Here is a 19,994-nt window from a genome sequence, read left to right on the forward strand (position 1 = left end):
CCAAGTATCATCATCTCGATGAGAAAGATACCTTGGCGTCTAGTCTATTATAGCATTATTGGCCGCTTAAAATACGAGCGGGGTCTAATTTACTTGCACGGCGTGCAGGATACCAGCTTGCTAATAAACTTAAAATAATGGTAGTAATTAATACATACACCACATCCATAATATGCAATTCAGAAGGCAAGAAATCGATAAAATACACATCCCCAGAAAGAATTGGATGCCCTAAAACAATCTCTAATCCTTTAATAATACTAGTTAAATTAACCGAAACCAAAACACCAAGCACGACCCCAATCAATGAACCAACTAAACCACCAAGCAAGCCATACCATAAGAAAATGGCACGAATTTGCCCGTCCTTCGCCCCGAGAGTCCGTAATACGGCAATATCGCTGCTTTTATCTTTAACTGCCATGACTAACGTCGATACAATATTAAAGCATGCCACGCCAATCACTAAAATCATCGCTAAGTACATAATACTACGTACCATTTGGATATCATTGTACATATAGCCATAATCACCAATCCAACTTTTCACAATAACGTGGTGCATTGTCTTTAGGCCAGCATCATAGACAACTTTATCCGCCTCAAAAGGATTTTCTGCTTTAATTTCAAAGCCACTAATACCATCACCGTAGTCCAGATATTGCTGAGCATCCTCTAATGGTATTAACGCTAATTGGTGATCAAGTAACCCACTGAGTTTAAAAATACCCGCAACTTGCACACGTATACGTTTAGGTTGTTGAATTTTTAAGCTTTCATCAGTATTGGGGATCATGATGGTCACCCAATCCCCTTGCTTCACATTCAATGCGTCTGCAACACCTTGGCCTAAAATAATCGATTGATTACCTGCGGCAAAATCTTTCCAAGCATCATTCAACACAAATTGCGGCAATGCACTGACCTGTGACTGAGTTTCTGGGGAAACCCCCATCACTTGAATCGCCTTTAAGTTTGCACCGCGCTCAAGCAACCCCGTAAAATTCACATACGGACTAACGCCTTCAACGCCTGGTGTTTTGCGAATAACCTGCTCAGCAAAATCCCAATCTTTATACGGCGGTTTTACTGCGTAAATTTGCCCATGAGGCACCACGGATAGCACGCGATTATTCAATTCGCGCTCAAAACCATTCATGGCACTGAGACCGATAATAAGCACCGCAACACCCAGCACGATCCCTAATGTTGAGACAATCGACACCAAAGATACCATGCCTGTACGCCGACGCCCGCGGCTAAAGCGTATCGCCGCAAGGAGTGTAAGAGGTAACTGAAACATTACCGCGCCCCCAACGTAATTTCCTGCTGTAAATGGCCATCACGCATTTCTAATTGACGAGATAACCGACGAGCGAGCGTCATATCATGGGTTACCACCAAAAATGCCGTGCGTTGCGTGCGATTCAATTCGCCTAATAGCTCAAAAATGGCATCTGCATTGCGCAAATCGAGATTCCCAGTCGGCTCATCCGCTAGTACCAACGCAGGTTCATTCACCAGCGCCCTTGCAATCGCAACACGTTGACGCTCCCCGCCAGATAACTCGGAAGGGCGGTGATCTGCACGATGTTCTAGCCCCACGGCTTTGAGCATTTCTTTCGCTTTAGTAAATGCAATCTCTTTTGCTGTAGCGCCAATCAACAACGGCATTGCTACGTTCTCAAGTGCAGTAAAATCAGGTAAAAGGTGGTGAAACTGATAAATAAAGCCTAAATCTTTATTACGAATGGCTGCGCGTTCATCAGAGGACAATTGATTAATATGTTGGCCACGGAAAATCACATTACCTTCTGATGGCGTATCTAACCCACCCAATAAATGTAATAACGTACTTTTCCCTGAACCTGAACTACCGACAATCGCCATCATTTCCCCTTGCCCCATAGAGAAACTGACATTTTTCAACACTTGCGTCGACAATGAACCTTCTTGATAGGTTTTACTTAAATGTTCACAGACAAGAAGTGGTTGTTTATTCATAACGTAAAGCCTCAGCAGGTTGAACTGCTGCTGCACGCCAAGAAGGATAAAGCGTCGCAAGCAGTGAAATAAGCATCGCAGAAACTGCAATAATTAAAATACCTGAATAATCAAGTACAATTGGCAAAGAAACCCCTTTGGGTAATAACCCAATTAACGGCATAATGACATTGAGTTGGCTTGACAAAAGCGTCCCTAAAACCGTTCCAATCAACGTACCGATAATACCAGCCCCTGCACCTTGGATCATAAATATTGCCAAAATACGCCAACGCTTTAAACCCAGTGTTTTTAAAATTGCCACTTCACCTTGTTTCTCCATGACAAGCAAAGAAAGTGAAGTGATGATATTAAAGGCCGCAACAGCAATAATTAGGCTCAGGAGCAAACCCATCATATTTTTTTCCATGCGAACCGCTTGGAAAAACTCCCCTTTGCGTTCACGCCAGTCCGTCCACACAAGTCCATCAGGCAAAACCTGTTTACTGAGTGTGTCAACTTTCAATGGTTCATTTAAATACAATCGCCACCCCGTGATATTCCCTGTGGGATAACGCAGCATTCTCGCTGCATCTTGAGCAGCAACAATCAATTCGCTAGTATCAGCTTCACCATTTGTTTGGAAAATACCTGCAACCGTAAATAAACGCTGGCTTGGAATACGCCCCATCGGAGTCAGTTGGCTAACACCTGGAATAATTAAACGGACATCGTCACCTCGTTTTACGCCCAATGTGTCTGCTAATTTGCTCCCCAAAAAAACATGGTAGCGTCCTTCTTTGAGGTCACTCCTGTTACCACTAATAAGTTTATCTAGTAGCAGTGAGTCCGCATCAGGTTCGATACCCGCCATTACCCCAACCCCAACATTAGTGCGACTTTGCAGTACCACGTCGGACTGGACGATGGGCGCAATATGGCTCACGCCTTGTAAATGTTGCAAGCCTGTAATAGGGTGTTTTGCTGGGTCAATATTTCCAGAAGCCGATGTTAAAATAGCCTGCGGCATATAGGCAAGTATGCTATCTTGTAGCGAACGTTCGAAGCCGTTCATCACGGATGTCACCGTAATTAAGGCCATGACCCCCAGAGTGATACCAATAGCCGATAAACTGGAAACAAAACGTCCAAATTTATCCGCTGCGCGCCCACGCAAATAGCGCAGACCTATAAATAATGAGACAGATTGGTGCATGAAATCTTTAATGCCCCTGTTGCCAAAGCGAAGTGTTCAGCGATAATAAAGGCTACGATTGATGAATGGAACCACTCAACGGTTTTTTTTCTGCTTTCCCCCCTTTTTTGTCTGAATTTCAGACAAATTACAGGCTAAAATGAGTTGTTTTGCTGTTAATTTTATAGTTTAACTATCGGTTAATTTATTTAAGTGTTAATTATCTAAAGACTGTCTATTATTGTTCTGATGTTTGTTTAACTGCTAACTAATCGCTGTGAGATACCAAAGATTTCTATGTCCTCAAAATTTCGTTATGAACTCCCTAGTCGTAGTGGCGATGTTCGCCATTTAGGTTGCCTTATTGGGGCGGCTGGTGCACTTGAATGTGGAGAAATGATACAACGTCATCACGGGCCTGTTGTCATTGTGACGCGAGATATGCAAAATGCATTACGCTTACGAGATGAAATTCAACAGTTTACATATCACCCTGTAGAGACGCTTTCTGATTGGGAAACATTGCCTTATGATAATTTCTCTCCACATCAAGAAATCATTTCTCATCGTTTATCAACACTTTACCGTCTATCTTCTTTGCAAAAAGGGGCATTAATTCTTCCTGTTAATACCTTGATGCAAAAAGTCTGCCCACCTGATTTCTTAACGAGCCATGCACTCGTCATGTCAAAAGGTGACAAATTATCACGTGACAATTTACGTGATGAATTGGATAAAGCAGGCTATCGTCATGTAGAGCAAGTGTTAGAACACGGCGAGTATGCAACCCGCGGCGCTTTGCTTGATTTGTTCCCAATGGGGAGTTCACTGCCCTTTCGCATTGATTTCTTTGATGATGAAATCGACAGTCTGCGTACCTTCGATGTGGATACACAAAGAACATTAGAAGAAGTCGCTCGCATCAATTTGCTACCCGCTCACGAATTTCCAACAGACAAGGACGCGATTGAACGTTTCCGAAGTCAGTGGCGTGAACGTTTTGAAGTACGCCGCGACCCTGAGCATATTTATCAACAAGTCAGCAAAAATACATTACCTACAGGTATTGAGTATTGGCAGCCATTATTTTTTGCTCAACCATTACCATCACTGTTCGACTACTTACCGTCCTCAAGCCTGATTGTTTCTCAGAATTTACAAGAAGCCGCTGAGCGTTTTCAAATTGACACTCAACAACGTTATGAAAGCCGTGGTGTTGACCCTATGCGTCCTCTGCTCCCTCCAGCAGATTTATGGCTTACCGTTGAGCAACTCAACCAAAATTTAAAACAATGGCCACGAATTCAACTTTCTTCTGAGGCGCTACCTAAAAAAGCGGCAAATACCAATTTAGATTATTTGCCATTACCTGATATCAGCACTCAAGCGCAAAGCAAAACACCATTAGAAAAGCTTCGCCAATTTAGTGAGCAATTTGACGGCACGCTCGTTTTTTCTGTAGAAAGTGAAGGCCGCCGTGAAACAGTAACAGAGTTATTAGCACGGTTAAAAATTCGCCCTGAAATCATTGAAAGCTATACAAGCCCAATTACCTCACGCTTTGCGATTACTATTGGTGCAGCCGAGCGCGGTTTTATTCAATCAGATGCGAATAAAGCGCTGATCTGTGAAAGTGATTTATTAGGTGAACGCGTAGTTCGTCGTCGTACAGATAACCGCCGGGCGATTAACACAGACACCTTAATTCGTAACCTCGCAGAGCTGCGTCCAGGGCAACCCGTTGTGCATATTGAACACGGTGTTGGCCGTTACCAAGGGCTAATCACCCTTGAGGCTGGCGGTATTAAAGCAGAGTATTTAATTCTCACCTATGCAGGAGAAGATAAGCTATATGTTCCTGTTTCTTCACTGCATTTAATTAGCCGTTATGCTGGTGGGGCCGACGAAAATGCGCCACTGCATAAATTGGGCAGTGATAGTTGGGGACGTGCTCGCCAAAAAGCAGCCGAAAAGGTACGTGATGTTGCTGCTGAGCTTCTTGACATTTATGCACAACGTGCAGCAAAAGCAGGTTTTGCATTCAAACATGACAAGCAGCAATACCAAGAATTTTGCCAAGGTTTCCCCTTTGAAACAACGCCTGACCAAGAAATGGCCATCAATGCCGTTTTGAGTGATATGTGTCAGCCACTGGCAATGGATAGGCTCGTCTGTGGGGATGTTGGTTTCGGTAAAACTGAAGTTGCCATGAGAGCGGCGTTCCTTGCTATCAATAATAATAAGCAAGTCGCTGTTTTAGTACCAACCACCCTGCTTGCTCAACAACACTATGATAACTTTAGGGATAGATTTGCAAACTGGCCCGTTCGTATCGAAATGCTTTCTCGCTTTAAAACCGCTAAAGAGCAACAACAAATTATTGCTGATGCTGCTGATGGCAAAGTCGATATTTTGATTGGGACACACAAATTATTGCAAAGCGATATTGTCTGGAAAGATTTAGGCTTACTGGTTGTCGATGAAGAGCACCGGTTTGGCGTTCGCCACAAAGAACGTATTAAAGCAATGCGTGCGGATGTGGATATTTTAACGCTTACCGCAACACCTATTCCTCGCACGCTGAATATGGCCATGAGCGGAATGCGAGATTTATCCATTATTGCGACCCCACCAGCACGTCGATTAGCCGTAAAAACCTTTGTTCGTCAATATGATGAGTTAGTTGTCCGTGAGGCAATTTTGCGTGAAACTTTACGGGGGGGGCAAGTTTATTATCTGTATAATGATGTAGAAAATATCGAAAAAGCCAAAGCACGACTTGAAACGTTAGTTCCTGAAGCCCGTTTTGTTGTCGGGCACGGACAGATGCGCGAGCGCGAGTTAGAAAGAGTCATGACCGACTTCCACCATCAGCGTTTTAACGTTTTAATCTGTACCACCATTATTGAAACGGGTATTGATATTCCAACGGCTAATACAATTATTATTGAACGCGCAGATCACTTTGGTTTAGCACAATTGCATCAATTACGTGGCCGTGTCGGCCGCTCGCATCACCAAGCCTATGCCTATTTGCTGACGCCTCATCCGAAGGCAATGACGACTGATGCCCAAAAACGCCTTGAAGCGATTTCATCTTTAGAAGATTTAGGCGCAGGCTTTGCGCTCGCAACTCATGACCTCGAGATCCGTGGTGCAGGCGAGTTGCTGGGCGAAGACCAGAGCGGCCAAATGACCACTATCGGCTTTACATTGTATATGGAATTATTAGAAAGTGCAGTCGATGCGTTAAAAGAAGGTCGTGAGCCGTCATTAGAAGACTTAACGAATCAACAAACTGAAATTGAATTACGAATGCCTGTCTTATTGCCAGATGACTATATCCATGATGTGAATATGCGTCTTTCATTTTATAAACGTATTGCCAGTGCTAAAGACAATCAGGAACTGAATGAATTACGCACAGAACTCATCGACCGCTTTGGTAGCCTACCCGATGCAGGGAAATTTCTACTGACCTCTGCTGCTATTCGTCTACAAGCACAATCTCTGGGAGTGAAACGTATTGAAGCCCATGAAAAAGGTGGCTTTGTTGAGTTTGGTGAAAAGAACAAAGTTGACCCAAGCTTCTTGATCAGCTTGTTACAAAACCAACCAAAAACGTATCGTTTAGATGGCCCTGTACGCTTGAAGTTTTTCCATGATTTAGCCGATAGAGTCACGCGCCTTGACTTTATCAAACAGTTATTGACTGATTTTGAAGAACACCTGCTTGCTTAACTTATAAAAATAGCGGCCATCAATTTGGTGGCCCTTGTCCTTAAATCGAATTTACTCAAAAAAGCCTAAAGTATTTTTATTAGGTTGTAGCCTCAAGACACCAGAAGTACTGGAGAGTGGCTGTTCGTTTTGGTGTAAACAATAGAATGGTAAAAGTTCTTTAACATCACTACGTACGGTTTCACAAATTGAATTTGAAGGCGATAAATCTAAGCGCCCATCTTCATTTAAGGGTATAAAAATCGAAGGTGCATAAGATGTTCTAACCTTACCAATCGTTTTACCTATCTGATAAACTACATCATAACCAACGGTCACCAGCTCCATCCTTTGTGTCTTCACGCATGTTTTATTTTGATTATCAAATAGAGATGGAACGCCTTTACCTTGGAGGGCTTCAATCATAAAAATTATTTTGCACTCATTTTGTGCAGGATGAAAGCGCGATAAAGACTGCTGATTAAAAGAACCAAGTACCCCCGTTAGCGTACAGTTTTCATATTCAACCAAACGATTCGCCTTTATTGGTTCAACAGATAGGACTGTGGCGAGCTTTGCTTCAGGCTCTCGAATAAACGATGAGACAGCAAACGAAACAAGACAAATCGCTACTACCGCTAATAACAACTTAAATTTTAGCTTCATCAATTTGCCCTTATTAAATACCCGTATATCTATTGTAACGACTAAGTGAGAGAATTCGAACGTTGCTAAGATAATTCACATTTTTTTAGAATTATCCTAACTTAGTGTCAATAAACTATAATGATTTTATTATTCTGATATTCATTATTAGTGTAATATTTAACAAAGTAAATTAACTAGCTGGCATTCAACGTTCATAAACTCGGCCTAGTGTTTTTTCAGTTCTATCTTTGTTTATAAACATACCGCTATATAAAATATAAATAATAAATTTAATAAAACTATTTGTTATTCATAATATATTTCTTAAAACAATTATTAACATTAATAATTTTAATTATTCAAACATCACCCATGATGCTTGTTACAATATTAAACGATTTAATCTTACTGAAGATTGATCTGAATAGGTTTAAATGCAAATACCACTTAACCACATAAAAATAAATAAATTGGCGATTTATATCAACTTCAATAAGCTGAATTGTCCTATCAAAAATTAATGCACTGGATCACCTTTGCAATCAAGTGCATTCTATTATTACGTATGTTTATTTTTCCACCAATAAAAATTAGTGCAATTTAAGCTTTGGCCTAATAATTCGGTTAATACTGCCGACTAACATCATCAAGCCTGTTTTAATATATCCATGCAGTGCAATTTGATGCATGCGATATAACGAAATATAAACAAAACGAGCAATACGTCCTTCTACCATCATATCACCACGCATTAGGTTACCCATTAGGCTACCAACAGTACTAAAACGCGAAAGTGACACTAAAGAGCCATGATCTTTATAGATATAGTCTTTAAGCGGTTTATCTTTCATCATGGCAAGGATGTTATCGTAACATAAACTGGCCATCTGGTGTGCAGATTGTGCCCGTGGCGGTACAAAGCCCCCCTCAGGTTTTGCACAAGATGCGCAATCACCAATAGCAAAAATCATGTCATCCAATGTCGTTTGTAATGTCGGTTTCACAACTAACTGGTTGATTCTATTTGTTTCTAATCCTGCAATATCTTTCATAAAGTCAGGCGCTTTAATCCCAGCAGCCCATACCATAAGATCTGCATAAATTTTGCCATCTTCTTTGGTATTTAACCCATCTGAATCAGCACTAGTCACCATAGTTTTCGTCAATACATTCACACCAAGCTTATTCAGTTCTTGATGTGCGGCTCCTGAAATTCGCGGTGGTAATGCAGGCAAAATACGTTCCCCCGCTTCAACCAACGTCACATTTAAAGCGTCTGTATCTAACCCTTTAAACCCATAACTCGTTAATTGTTCCACTGCATTGTACAGTTCAGCCGACAATTCAACCCCAGTAGCACCACCACCAACAATGGCTATATTCACTTTCTCCTCTGCATTATCACGCACAGAATAGCGCAGGAATAGGTTTAGCATTTCGTCATGAAAACGGTGAGCTTGATGAGGATTGTCCAAGAAAATACAGTGATCTTTCACGCCAGGTGTACCAAAGTCATTCGATGTACTTCCCAGTGCCATCACTAAAATATCGTATTCAAGCTCACGTAAAGGAACCAGTAACTCACCGTGCTTATCGTGCAATTCACCTAACACGACTTTTTTATTTTCACGATCAATATTCGTTAATGACCCTAATTGAAAGTTAAATGCATTATGCCTTGCATGCGCTAAATAACTGATAGCATCCACGCCATCATCCAATGAACCCGTCGCTACCTCGTGTAGTAATGGTTTCCATAGGTGGCTAGGATTACGGTCAACGAGCGTAATCTGCGCTCGTTTCTTCCTGCCTAGCTTTCGGCCCAAACGTGTTGCTAACTCTAAGCCACCCGCACCACCACCAACAACGATGATTTTTGGTTGAGATAAGGTCATAAATTCCTCGAACAAATATATTAAAATTATTTAAGATTTCTAGTGATAAAAACCTTAGATAACAATAATTAACACTCTCATTTGCCCCAAAGAAGTTCAGAATATCATGCTTGGTCTATTGGTAATACCAAATATTGATTCACATCAATTTACTTGATTATTATGATATCGACAACCTGCGTCAAATCATTTCTTATCAGCATATGAATCGAGTCAGCTCGAAACCATTAAATATCAATCATATGATTAAATTCATATCAGTATTAATGATAATAAGAATCATTATTCTATCATTTTTATTTTAATACAAACAATTGATTATCTTTAATTGGTAAGATAACTGGATGAATAACAAACAATAAAAAACCCGAAGCGCTTAGCACCCCGGGTTCCAATCATTTAAATATCAGTTTGGATTATTTGATTTTTTTGATACGCACGTCAGTTGGTACTGAAACTGGTGAGTTATCTTTGAAGTATTGCATTAATGCTTCGTTATCTGGCACGCTGTAAACACGGTCTTTACCTTCATTAAAGGCAGAGAAACGGCTACCCCCCGTTGCTAAAAACTCATTTGCTGCAACACGGTAGGTTTTCTTCATGTCTAACGGTTTACCATTTAACTTCATTGAGCTTTGGATGACTTTATCACCCACTGCGCGGCTGTCATCCCACTCATAATAGAAACCTTTAGACACTGGCATCACTTGTGGACGTGCACGATCCCATTGTTGTTCCAGTGCTTGTTTAATTTGAGCACCTGTCAGCGATTGAGTCACAACCACATTAGAGAATGGCTGAACAGTAAAGATATCGCCGTAAGTCTGTTGACCCGCTTTCATGTCAGCACGAATACCACCACTGTTCATGAAGGCGATTTGTGCCCCACCCGCATCTTTTGCTGAAGCAACATACAACTGACCATCTGCAATAATTTTACCTAACGTTGAGTCCCCACCAGACAATAATTTTTTGTCTGAATCCGCACTCAGAGACCCCATCACTTCTTGCGAAATTGGTAACGCAATTTTTTCGTATTTTTGTACGAAAGTGGTTAGCTCAGGGTTTTTCTCATAACGTTTTGTTTCAACTGGAATGTTTTTCGCTTTAATGCTAACAATATCTTTTGTTTTTCTATCAATTTCAATATTTAGCTGAGACAACAACGTACCGTTAGACTGTGCAGAAATAACCGTTTTACCATTAATTTCACAGTTATACGCCTGATGAGTATGTCCACTAACGACAAAGTCAACAGCACCATCTAATTGATTAACGATATCAACGATTGGGCCTTTGATATTATCACAACGGTTAATATCTTTGACTTTAGTATCAACTTGTTGGGTTGCACCTTCATGGATCAACACACCGATGCTGTTAATGCCTTGTGCTTTTAACAATTTAACTTGATTGTTGATGGTTTCAACTTCATTTTTGAATTCTAAACCTGCGGTGCCGCTAGGTGTCACGATAGCGGGGGTACCTTCTAACGTCAAACCAATAAACGCCATTGGAATACCATCAAACTCTTTAATAAAGTAAGATGGGAACAGGGTTTCTCCTGTTTCTTTCACAATCACGTTTGCCGCTAAATAGTTAAAGTCCGCACCAGCAAAAGAGTCTTTACCGACACAACCTGCAGTTGGGTGGCAGCCACCATTTTGCTTTCTCAGCAGCTCTTCTTTACCTTTATCAAACTCATGGTTGCCTACTGCGCTTGTTTCCATACCAATTGCACTTAATGCTTCGATGGTTGGCTCATCATAGAACATAGAAGACAATAATGGGCTCGCACCGACTAAGTCACCTGCACCTACCACGATAGTTTTATCGTTTTGAGCACGCAGCTGGTTAACTAAGGTTGCGATAGATTCTATCCCACCTAATTTACCATCACCTGGCGCTTGTAATGCACCGTGGAAGTCATTGATACCAATAACTTGTACTTTTACTGTGTCGGCCGTTTTGGTAGCACAACCTGCAAGTAGCGCTCCCGAAATCAAAACGGTCAGTAATCCAATTTTATGTTTCATTTTTCAATCCTTTTATTATAAACAGCACTCAACTACCGACTACATTTTGAAGCGATAAGTTGTGGTCATAGAGCCTGACAACGAGTGTGCACGACGTGAGTGGCCGTCATACAGCTTTGGTGTGGTATAGTCGTTTTCTTGCTGGTGGTGCCAACCCAGACCGCCACTCAGTGACACAGATAAGTTTTCTGTTGGTTTCCAGTAGCTAAACAGACCAAATTGACCTTGCTTTAATCTTTCGCCTTCATATTTGAATTCTGAATAGTTAGTACGCGCACCAACAGACAGCTCTTTGCTTACACGGTATTCTGCCGCTAATGCGACCATGGTTTCACCATCACGTACATAGTCGATATCTGCATATGCTGGTGAGTTAAAGCGGCCACGAGTATTACCAATCGGGTTGCGGGCAAATTGACCTACACCATTCGCTTTTTTCGCTTGGGTATAGGTTAAGCCAGTACTCAGTGTCCACGGTGTTTCTGGTACACGCCATTCAGCGGTTCCTGCATAGTGCCATGCACGTTTATCAAAGTTACGTTTGCCTTTTGCGTCGTTCGTTTCAGTCCGTTTACCGTCACTACCGTACTCGTGATTATAAATTTGTGTGCCGAGCGTTAAGTCAGAAGTCAGCTTATATTTTGCTTCAAGACCCTGCTGACGGAATAAATCGTCCGCTTGACCATAAAAATAATGCACTTTCAGTGGTTTTGTATTGTAGTTAATACCACCAGTGATCACGTGATTAACGTTATGTCGTACACCATTACCATCCGAAAAATACATTGCATCGATATTTGGACTATCACGACGCATGACTTTCTTATCGAGATATAATAAATCCAAGCTCCAATCATCAATCGCTGTATTGGTGTAATAACCACTGTAACTGTTTAAAGAGAGACGTTGTGAGTTAGTAAAAATACCCGTATTTTTTAGGGTAAACCAACCTGCTTTTGCATTAAATTTAACAGGGTCTAAATCCAGTTTAACTTTGGCATAACGTTGACCAATTTTGTTATAACCTTTCGCATGACCATCATCGTTATATAAAATTGCACGAGAGGCGAAGTCTTTACTCGCGCCTAACTTAATACCGCCGTAGTAAGATGCATCAAAGCCAATCACATCAGCAAAATAACCTGATTTAAAATCGGCTTGAAAGTTTTGCCCCCATGCATTAGCGACTTGTTTTCTGTAGCGTTGTTCGTCTTTATCAAAACGGTTTTCTGTTTTCAGGTATTTCCACATATTACGAGTAGACAGCTCTAACTCTGAGTCCGCAATAAATGCGTTTTCTTTGATTGAATTTTCCCAGTTGCTCGCATTTGCCATAGTAACTGCTAAATAGCAAGGAGAAAGCATTAATAGCGCAAGATTTTTAACTTTCATTGGAATTAACCTAGTTAATGATTATTTGAATTAATTTTATGTTGAGTCATGTTGCCATGAACAACAAATCACCATTTTTTATTTTTAGCTTAATAAAACAATTTAACTTAACGATAAACAAAAACGTCCATTTCAAACACTAAAGTCATTTTTTAAATAAAAAAATTCAATACAGCAATTTAGCCGCATGCGTGTTTACTTTTTGAGTTAATAAGGTGTTGCCCCTATTGTTAAAAATTAATTAACTTTAATTATTATCAGAATCCCTTACTCATTTTTAGCGTTTAATTTAGGTTAAGATCAAACAAGGCCAGTCAATTTTCAATCAACATAGAAAGTATTAATTGCACTTAAACTCGCAGTGTTACTTATTCTCTTTTTTTTGGGCAAAACTCCCCCTTGAGAAATAAACATCTCAGAATTTACAGCACTATTTGACTTAATATATTGTTTGCGAATGGCTTTCTTTTTCAATGCACTGTATTTATCAACGCATTGTCATAAAACTATCATAATAGGAATGCTATCGTAATTTTACGTCAATTAAAACGATCACTGTCACAACGTGTTACATAAGTTGCATTAAATATCTAATCAAATGTGACCAAAGTCACATATAAATGACATTTACCTTTTATATAAATTGAGCGACACATAAATAGGAAATCATACTCACCTTAAGGAAATAAGGAAAAAACCTTTAAAATCTGGAAGTAACAACAATCATATGCTCCCATTTTTTCATGTATAGGTTGTTATATCCCCATTCCTTCTGTCAATGCCTTATTGGATTTTGGAATATCAAATAAATATGCACCTTTAATCCAGTTTACTAGGTTGGATAATGTGTTTGGTTTTTATACAAAACGTTTGCGTCAATTAATAACTAAAAATAACAGTAGGTTAATGCACTCAATTTGATTCACTTAATTAATTTAATAATAAGTTAAGCTTATGAACAAAAATAAAATCAATTAAGAAAATAACGGAAGTAAACCTCAGATTATTTCAACCTTAAACAAAATTATTGGTTTAATATTCCTAATTTTGGCACCAGCTCTAATCGCCGTGCTTATAGTTTTTTCTTATTCTTAGTACTATATTGTTTCATTTATGTTCTTTTTCGGAAAAAATTAATTTTCAATATAAAATACGTTTTTTGTTTTTTTATTTATATATAATTTCAAAAAATTTAACCTATATAAAAATTATTTAATACGTTACGGGTAACGCATGAGATACAAAGTTAATACATTCTCCTATTTGAAATATTGCATATTTAGGTTAATTATTGTGCAAAAAAAAGCCAGTCAGATATTTCATCTCACTGGCTTCGTCCGTACTTGTTTTCAATTACTGTTTAAACTCTTGCCATCTATGATGTAATTCAACCAGTTTTTGATTGCTTTCCTGCCAACGTGCCGCACTTTGTAGTTCTTTCAGACTGTATTGCCGGCCACTGTGGTATAGCTTCGACGCTTGACTAGCTTGTTGCTTCGGTAGGTTATCCAATACACTCACTGCACCTTCGCGGTTATTACAAACAAGGATCATGTCACAACCCGCATCCAGGGACGCTTTTGCTCTTTCAGGGTAACTGCCCATAATCGCTGCGCCTTCCATCGATAAATCATCGGAAAAAATAACGCCATTAAAGCCAAGTTGCTCACGTAAAACGGACTTTAACCAGAAAGGCGACCCGCTTGCTGGGCGATCATCAGCCTGCGTATAAATAACATGTGCAGGCATGATGGCATCCAGTAATTCCCTTTGAATAAAATCTTTAAAAATCGACATATCTTTGCCACGGATCACATCAAGCGCACGATCATCCCTCGGTGTTTCTTTATGGGAGTCAGCTTTTACTGCACCATGTCCAGGGAAATGCTTCCCTGTTGTTTTCATCCCAGCGCTATGCATACCTTTAATAAAACGCTCAGCCATCATCATCGCCATGTCGGGATTTTCATGGAATGAGCGCTCACCAATAGCAATACTTTGATGACCTAAATCCAGAACAGGTGCAAAACTAATATCAATATCCATCGCTATCATTTCTGCGGCCATTAACCACCCCGCCTCTTCTGCTAGCTTGGCACCGTCATGCTCATTATTCAGTGCTGCAAATGCTTGTGCTGATGGTAACGCGGTAAAACCATCGCGAAAACGTTGTACCCGTCCACCTTCTTGGTCTACCGCAATCAAGAGCCGATTTCTTGATGCATCCCGAATTTGACGTACCAGTTCACGCAACTGCGCTGCATCATGAAAGTTACGGGTAAATAAAATTAAGCCGCCCACTAGTGGATGAGCTAATATTTCACGTTCTTCATTGTCCAGTTCATACCCTTGGACATCTAGCATTATCGGGCCCATAACCTGCCTCACTTATTTCATTCATTATCTGTATATAGGTTTGCCAGGCATTTAGCCTAACAAACTGAAATATTGTCGTAGTGGCTGAGAGTGTATCAAAAAGTCAGAATGCCGACTTTCATTCCACTGCACTTCATACCACATTAATGTCATATATTTTACCCAAGGAGACCATAAATTACAGTGATGCATTAACTGAAATTTATCATGGTAAGCGCCCTGAATATCACAATATTGCGTCAGAAATTGCTGACGCTGATGCACGGTCAAGTTATTGAATTGAAAATAAGTCTCCAGCGAAAACGCAATATCGGTATTTGCAGTATATTCCCAATCCAATAACATCAATTTGCCATCTTCTTGAATAAGAATATTTTTAGGATGAATATCCATATGGGCAGGTGCCAATTTCAACGTCTTTGGCATCTTTTTTTGTAAAAAGTCTCGGTGAATCCGCTTCCAGCGCGGAGAAAAACGTTGTGGGTCAATACGTTTCCCATAATGGGCAATTTCAGCCCTTAAGGGTAACGTGTAGGTCAATAATGGTGAACAATGCAAAGTAGCAATCGTATTAGCGAGTTCCCGCTGAAATTCGACTGAGCAAAATTTTTTATCGCTAGGGTGTCGTCCTTCACGCCAAGCTAAAACTAACCACTCGGCGTTATGTGCAACCACCGCCTGCGCAAAGGGTAAATGCTGAATTTGCCGTAAGATACGAGCCTCTTTACGCCGAGAGACATACAAGGCACTTTGCCGATGTGTATCCGCTCGAGCAACCAGTTTAAGCAGATAATTGGATTGATGACTTTCAACTAAAAAGCTGCCACCAGACAACCCCGCCAAGGGAGATATTTCCCAGCACTGTGCTGAAATTGCTGGGAAATGTGTCGAAAGTAAAGCAAGTAATGACGGTATGTCACTCAATATTCTTTTTTCCAGTCCAAATGATTTCACCTGTTTGCACTTCCATTAATTGCATCTCAAGGCGACGGTCTTTGTTTGAGCCTGACATCACACTATAAATCACATAATTTGCCTGTACATAACGACCCAAACCAATTGCTTTACTACGAGTCACAAGGCTATCTTCTTGAGATAAACCCAGTGTCTTACGTGCTGCGTTAACCACATCTTGTGGAACGACATTAAAACGCTGCGTATTTTCCACCGCGGACATCATATTTGATGTAATTAGCTGAACAGGAAGTGAACCATTTGTATTATTTTTAACTGAATCAACTAACAAAACTTTACCAGGTTCCACACCATCAGCTGCAACCATTTGTGCGACTAATGGTGATATCGCCGCAGACCAATCCGTTGTTTGTTGTTTAGGTGGTGTTGGTACCTTATCTGGCGGTGGCGGAGGTGTCACCTCTGGTTGTTGTGGCTCAATAGGGACAATCGGTGGTTGCTCAACCGGTTGCTGTGGTGGGTATGACGGACAGCCTGCCAAAATAAGCGTTGCCGCAGCAACCATTAAGATCCGTTTCATTATTATTCTCCGGCCTTAGGGGATAAAAATATATGAATGCGCAGATTATCTGCACGAGGTGAAGAGGTTATCGCACGAATTTGTTCTGTAGAGCTCGGCAATACTAATTGTTCTTCCACTGCCGATGTATCCACCCTCAACCCTTGCTTGTCGTACCAATACAAGCGATAAGCAATATTTACCGCTTTTGATCCCACATTGCTAACATTGATGGTGGCAACATGTTGATGGTTTTCTACTCTGATAATTGGGTTTTCAACAATGATCCCTTGAGCTAAAACAACAGGTTCCATAATCACACGCTGTTGTTCATTAAAAACCAAGCCTTGCGGTTTTTTATAGAGGCAACCACTCAGTGCGGCTACCACTGTAGCAAGTAATGCAATGCGGTTTATTGTTGCACCCAATATTTTCATTATTTTGCCAATAATGGGCCTAATGGGCGACCACCCACTAAGTGCATATGGATATGAAAAACTTCTTGGCCTGAATGTTCATTGCAATTCATGATTAAACGGTATCCGTTTTCTGCAATGCCTTCTTCTTTCGCAATTTTAGCTGCAACAGTAAATAAACGGCCAAGAGCCAGTTCATCATCCTGCGTCACATCGTTTACCGTTGGGATAAGCTTATTAGGGATGATTAAAATGTGAGATGGCGCTTGTGGCGAAATATCACGAAAAGCAGTGACCAGCTCATCTTGATAAACCACATCCGCAGGGATTTCTCGACGGATGATTTTGCTGAAAATGGTTTCTTCTGCCATGTTAATTTCCTTAATAATTCAAGAATGATTTAATTAGCGTGTATTGATTATGCGTTATTCACGCCGACATTTAAATGAAACAATCGATTGAAATTCTGTGTGGTGATATCAGCCATCTCCTCAACACTAACGCCCTTGAGTACAGCCATGTATTCAGCCACATCACGCACATAAGCAGGCTGATTTTCTTTTCCACGGTGAGGAACTGGCGCTAAGTATGGTGAATCCGTTTCAACGAGAATTCTATCCAACGGGACAATTCGTGCGGCTTCGCGAATTTGTTCTGCATTGCGGAATGTCACAATACCGGAAAATGAAATGTACATACCTAAATCAAGCAGCTCGATAGCCGTGTCTTTATCTTCCGTAAAACAATGCAATACACCGCCGCACTCCATCACCTTTTCTTCACGTAAGATTGCCAGCGTATCTTCCCGCGCTGAGCGGGTATGGACGATAACAGGTTTATTGACCTCTCGGCCAATACGGATATGTTGGCGAAAGGACTCCTGCTGTAATACTGCATTTTCTTGTTGATAATAATAATCTAAACCTGTTTCGCCTAATGCAACGACTTCTTGCCCAGCAGCAAGTTGCGCTAAACGCTCGAAATCGTACCCTTCATCCAAATTGAGAGGATGAATACCACAGGAAAATGCAATATTTTCTCGTTCACCAATAAGCGTTTTCATTTTTTCAAAACCTGGCAGCGTAGTTGCCACCGCTAACATAAAACCGACATCACGAGCGGACGCTTTTGCGATGACATCATCAACATTAGCATGTAATTTTTCATAATCTAAACAATCGAGATGGCAGTGTGAATCAACAACAAACATATTTAACTCTTTTTAAAATGAGGGGCTCGCCAGTAAGGCTTCCCATTGTAATAATTGATTAGCCAGAAGCAGTTCCTGATTTAATGCAGAAACGGTCAGTAATTGGTAGCGACAGTACAACCATTGCTCATAAATATCATGAAGTTGTGTACGGTTCATCATGGACGCCAATTGCATCACTTGAGCACTATAGTCCTGGTTAATGCAAAACTGCGCTGCGCCTTGCTGAACCTTGATAGCATCTGCTAATAAGCTCAATAACCAATTTAGAGACATCACTGCATCATCTATATTTAATGAGGGCAACAAACCTAGCATATCGCGATTTTGTAATGCTAATGCCATGTTATGGCATAATGCAGCGCGCTTTTGCCATAGATTATCATCAAGTAGCGCTAATGCCGCGACGGGTGCACCTTGGCAAAGCTTTAAAGCGGTAACCGCATTATCCATAACCAAATTTGGCTTTTGCTTTTGCAGCCAATATAACGCGATTTGTGAGTCTGGCGCAGGTAAAAAGTGGCTCAAACAACGGCTGCGGATAGTCGCTAACAAATTTTCCTGTTTTTCACTCACTAATAAAAAATAAGTATCTTTAGCGGGTTCTTCGAGGGTTTTCAGCAATGCATTCGCCGCTGCATCGGTAAGTGCATCAGTGCTGGGAATATACACCACCTTGCTACCGCCCTGCTGCGCATGACTACTCAAGGTTTCAATCAGTTTTCTAACCGCATCAACGCTGACCGTTGATTTACCTTTTTCCACCTCAATGACATGGTAGTCTGGGTGTGTTCCCGCTAACATCAAACGGCAACTATGGCACTCACCACAGCTTTTCATCCCATCACGATTTTGGCAAATTAACCAGCGGCTAACCCCATAACACAATGCATCTGCACCGTTGCCTGATATGGAATGAAGCAACAAGGCATGGTGACCCCGACCACTTTGGTAAGCCGCAATCATTTGCCGGTAAGGCTCATTTAACCAAGGATACCAATTCATGCCTTCAATACCTTATTTCGCTAACCATTTAAGTAACGCAGTACGAATATCGTTTTGAACTTGCTCAATATTTTGGCTTGCATCAATCGTTATTATGGATTTATCACTCGCTGCAAGTTCCAGATATCTCTCACGTGTTCTTTCAAAGAAAGCCAGCGACTCTTTTTCAATTCTATCTAATTCACCCCGTGAACGCGCACGTTGTAGGCCAAGTTCTGGTGATAAATCAAGATATAACGTCAGGTCGGGTTTAAAATCACCTAGCACTAAATCACGCAAGGACTGCATTAAATGGCGATCAATCTGGCGTCCACCACCTTGATAAGCTTGTGATGACATATCATGGCGATCACCGAGAACCCATTTTCCAGCGGCAAGTGCGGGTTTAATCACGGTATCAACCAATTGCACTCGGGCAGCATACAGCATTAAAAGCTCGGCTTTATCTGTGACTTTATCCCCTTCAATACCTTGTTTGATGAGCTCTCGTAGCTTTTCTGCTAGCGGTGTCCCCCCTGGCTCACGGGAAAAAACGATATCGTTGATACCTGCATGGTTTAAAGTATCAACTACCGTATTGATTGCGGTGGTCTTCCCTGCGCCTTCTAATCCTTCAATAACAATAAATTGGTTTTTCATGTTTT

The 19,994-nt window shown here is 40.9% G+C and carries 16 protein-coding genes; 1 reads left to right on the plus strand and 15 read right to left on the minus strand.

What is annotated here, in order from left to right; all coding sequences use genetic code 11:
* Positions 1-55 precede the first annotated feature (55 nt).
* From lolE to lolC, 3 genes are read right to left on the minus strand one after another with little or no spacing between them, the layout of a single operon-like run.
* On the minus strand, positions 56-1,303 hold the full coding sequence (lolE, locus tag M1F05_RS11735; protein ID WP_206086395.1) for a lipoprotein-releasing ABC transporter permease subunit LolE: 1,248 nt from the start codon (positions 1,301-1,303) through the stop codon (positions 56-58).
* A complete protein-coding gene (gene lolD, locus M1F05_RS11740; RefSeq protein ID WP_206086394.1) occupies positions 1,303-2,004 on the minus strand; it encodes a lipoprotein-releasing ABC transporter ATP-binding protein LolD in 702 nt (233 codons plus the stop codon). Before lolD ends, lolE begins: the two co-directional genes overlap by 1 nt.
* Positions 1,997-3,199 carry a lipoprotein-releasing ABC transporter permease subunit LolC gene (lolC, locus tag M1F05_RS11745; RefSeq protein WP_206086393.1) on the minus strand — a complete coding sequence of 401 codons (1,203 nt, stop codon included), beginning with the start codon at positions 3,197-3,199 and terminating at the stop codon, positions 1,997-1,999. The genes lolD and lolC overlap by 8 nt, the downstream gene beginning before the upstream one ends.
* A 276-nt stretch (positions 3,200-3,475) precedes the next feature.
* On the opposite strand from lolC, the gene mfd reads away from it, so the two are divergent.
* The gene (mfd, locus tag M1F05_RS11750; RefSeq protein ID WP_206086392.1) at positions 3,476-6,919 is read left to right on the plus strand and encodes a transcription-repair coupling factor; all 3,444 of its coding nucleotides are present in this window, start codon (positions 3,476-3,478) and stop codon (positions 6,917-6,919) included.
* A gap of 51 nt (positions 6,920-6,970) precedes the next feature.
* Here mfd and umoD read toward each other — a convergent pair whose 3' ends face one another.
* From umoD to tmk, 12 genes are all read right to left on the minus strand, one after another.
* Positions 6,971-7,564, minus strand: coding sequence for a UmoD family flagellar biogenesis regulator (gene umoD, locus M1F05_RS11755; protein WP_206086391.1), 594 nt, complete (start codon positions 7,562-7,564; stop codon positions 6,971-6,973).
* A gap of 572 nt (positions 7,565-8,136) precedes the next feature.
* A complete protein-coding gene (locus tag M1F05_RS11760; protein WP_206086390.1) occupies positions 8,137-9,441 on the minus strand; it encodes an NAD(P)/FAD-dependent oxidoreductase in 1,305 nt (434 codons plus the stop codon).
* A gap of 416 nt (positions 9,442-9,857) precedes the next feature.
* A complete protein-coding gene (locus M1F05_RS11765; protein WP_206086389.1) occupies positions 9,858-11,477 on the minus strand; it encodes a bifunctional metallophosphatase/5'-nucleotidase in 1,620 nt (539 codons plus the stop codon).
* A 39-nt stretch (positions 11,478-11,516) separates the two neighbouring features.
* Positions 11,517-12,869 carry an OprD family outer membrane porin gene (locus M1F05_RS11770; RefSeq protein ID WP_206086388.1) on the minus strand — a complete coding sequence of 451 codons (1,353 nt, stop codon included), beginning with the start codon at positions 12,867-12,869 and terminating at the stop codon, positions 11,517-11,519.
* Positions 12,870-14,222: 1,353 nt separating this feature from the next.
* Positions 14,223-15,245: a beta-N-acetylhexosaminidase gene (gene nagZ, locus M1F05_RS11775; protein ID WP_206086387.1), complete on the minus strand. Its 1,023-nt coding sequence runs from the start codon at positions 15,243-15,245 to the stop codon at positions 14,223-14,225.
* Between the two features lie 51 nt (positions 15,246-15,296).
* Positions 15,297-16,169 carry a phosphotransferase gene (locus tag M1F05_RS11780; protein WP_206086626.1) on the minus strand — a complete coding sequence of 291 codons (873 nt, stop codon included), beginning with the start codon at positions 16,167-16,169 and terminating at the stop codon, positions 15,297-15,299.
* Positions 16,162-16,740: a penicillin-binding protein activator LpoB gene (gene lpoB, locus M1F05_RS11785; protein ID WP_206086386.1), complete on the minus strand. Its 579-nt coding sequence runs from the start codon at positions 16,738-16,740 to the stop codon at positions 16,162-16,164. The genes M1F05_RS11780 and lpoB overlap by 8 nt, the downstream gene beginning before the upstream one ends.
* A gap of 2 nt (positions 16,741-16,742) precedes the next feature.
* Positions 16,743-17,156: a YcfL family protein gene (locus M1F05_RS11790; RefSeq protein ID WP_241016899.1), complete on the minus strand. Its 414-nt coding sequence runs from the start codon at positions 17,154-17,156 to the stop codon at positions 16,743-16,745.
* On the minus strand, positions 17,156-17,506 hold the full coding sequence (gene hinT, locus M1F05_RS11795) for a purine nucleoside phosphoramidase (protein WP_206086385.1): 351 nt from the start codon (positions 17,504-17,506) through the stop codon (positions 17,156-17,158). The genes M1F05_RS11790 and hinT overlap by 1 nt, the downstream gene beginning before the upstream one ends.
* Positions 17,507-17,553: 47 nt before the next feature.
* Entirely contained in the window at positions 17,554-18,345 is a 792-nt protein-coding gene (locus tag M1F05_RS11800) for a metal-dependent hydrolase (RefSeq protein WP_206086384.1), read from the minus strand.
* Between the two features lie 12 nt (positions 18,346-18,357).
* Positions 18,358-19,350: a DNA polymerase III subunit delta' gene (gene holB / locus M1F05_RS11805; protein WP_206086383.1), complete on the minus strand. Its 993-nt coding sequence runs from the start codon at positions 19,348-19,350 to the stop codon at positions 18,358-18,360.
* A gap of 12 nt (positions 19,351-19,362) precedes the next feature.
* Positions 19,363-19,989, minus strand: a complete 627-nt coding sequence (gene tmk / locus M1F05_RS11810; protein ID WP_206086382.1) for a dTMP kinase — start codon at positions 19,987-19,989, stop codon at positions 19,363-19,365.
* Between the last annotated feature and the right edge of the window lie 5 nt (positions 19,990-19,994).

This window comes from Providencia sp. PROV252 (genome assembly GCF_033676005.1).
Lineage (GTDB): Bacteria > Pseudomonadota > Gammaproteobacteria > Enterobacterales > Enterobacteriaceae > Providencia > Providencia vermicola.

Bases quoted from the DNA above. Each gene is read 5' to 3' on its own strand.
- lpoB (WP_206086386.1), bottom strand. From the start codon at position 16,740: ATGAAACGGATCTTAATGGTTGCTGCGGCAACGCTTATTTTGGCAGGC.
- tmk (WP_206086382.1), bottom strand. From the start codon at position 19,989: ATGAAAAACCAATTTATTGTTATTGAAGGATTAGAAGGCGCAGGGAAG.
- M1F05_RS11770 (WP_206086388.1), bottom strand. From the start codon at position 12,869: ATGAAAGTTAAAAATCTTGCGCTATTAATGCTTTCTCCTTGCTATTTA.
- lolE (WP_206086395.1), bottom strand. From the start codon at position 1,303: ATGTTTCAGTTACCTCTTACACTCCTTGCGGCGATACGCTTTAGCCGC.
- M1F05_RS11790 (WP_241016899.1), bottom strand. From the start codon at position 17,156: ATGAAAATATTGGGTGCAACAATAAACCGCATTGCATTACTTGCTACA.
- holB (WP_206086383.1), bottom strand. From the start codon at position 19,350: ATGAATTGGTATCCTTGGTTAAATGAGCCTTACCGGCAAATGATTGCG.
- nagZ (WP_206086387.1), bottom strand. From the start codon at position 15,245: ATGGGCCCGATAATGCTAGATGTCCAAGGGTATGAACTGGACAATGAA.
- mfd (WP_206086392.1), top strand. From the start codon at position 3,476: ATGTCCTCAAAATTTCGTTATGAACTCCCTAGTCGTAGTGGCGATGTT.
- lolC (WP_206086393.1), bottom strand. From the start codon at position 3,199: ATGCACCAATCTGTCTCATTATTTATAGGTCTGCGCTATTTGCGTGGG.
- M1F05_RS11760 (WP_206086390.1), bottom strand. From the start codon at position 9,441: ATGACCTTATCTCAACCAAAAATCATCGTTGTTGGTGGTGGTGCGGGT.
- M1F05_RS11765 (WP_206086389.1), bottom strand. From the start codon at position 11,477: ATGAAACATAAAATTGGATTACTGACCGTTTTGATTTCGGGAGCGCTA.
- umoD (WP_206086391.1), bottom strand. From the start codon at position 7,564: ATGAAGCTAAAATTTAAGTTGTTATTAGCGGTAGTAGCGATTTGTCTT.
- lolD (WP_206086394.1), bottom strand. From the start codon at position 2,004: ATGAATAAACAACCACTTCTTGTCTGTGAACATTTAAGTAAAACCTAT.
- hinT (WP_206086385.1), bottom strand. From the start codon at position 17,506: ATGGCAGAAGAAACCATTTTCAGCAAAATCATCCGTCGAGAAATCCCT.
- M1F05_RS11800 (WP_206086384.1), bottom strand. From the start codon at position 18,345: ATGTTTGTTGTTGATTCACACTGCCATCTCGATTGTTTAGATTATGAA.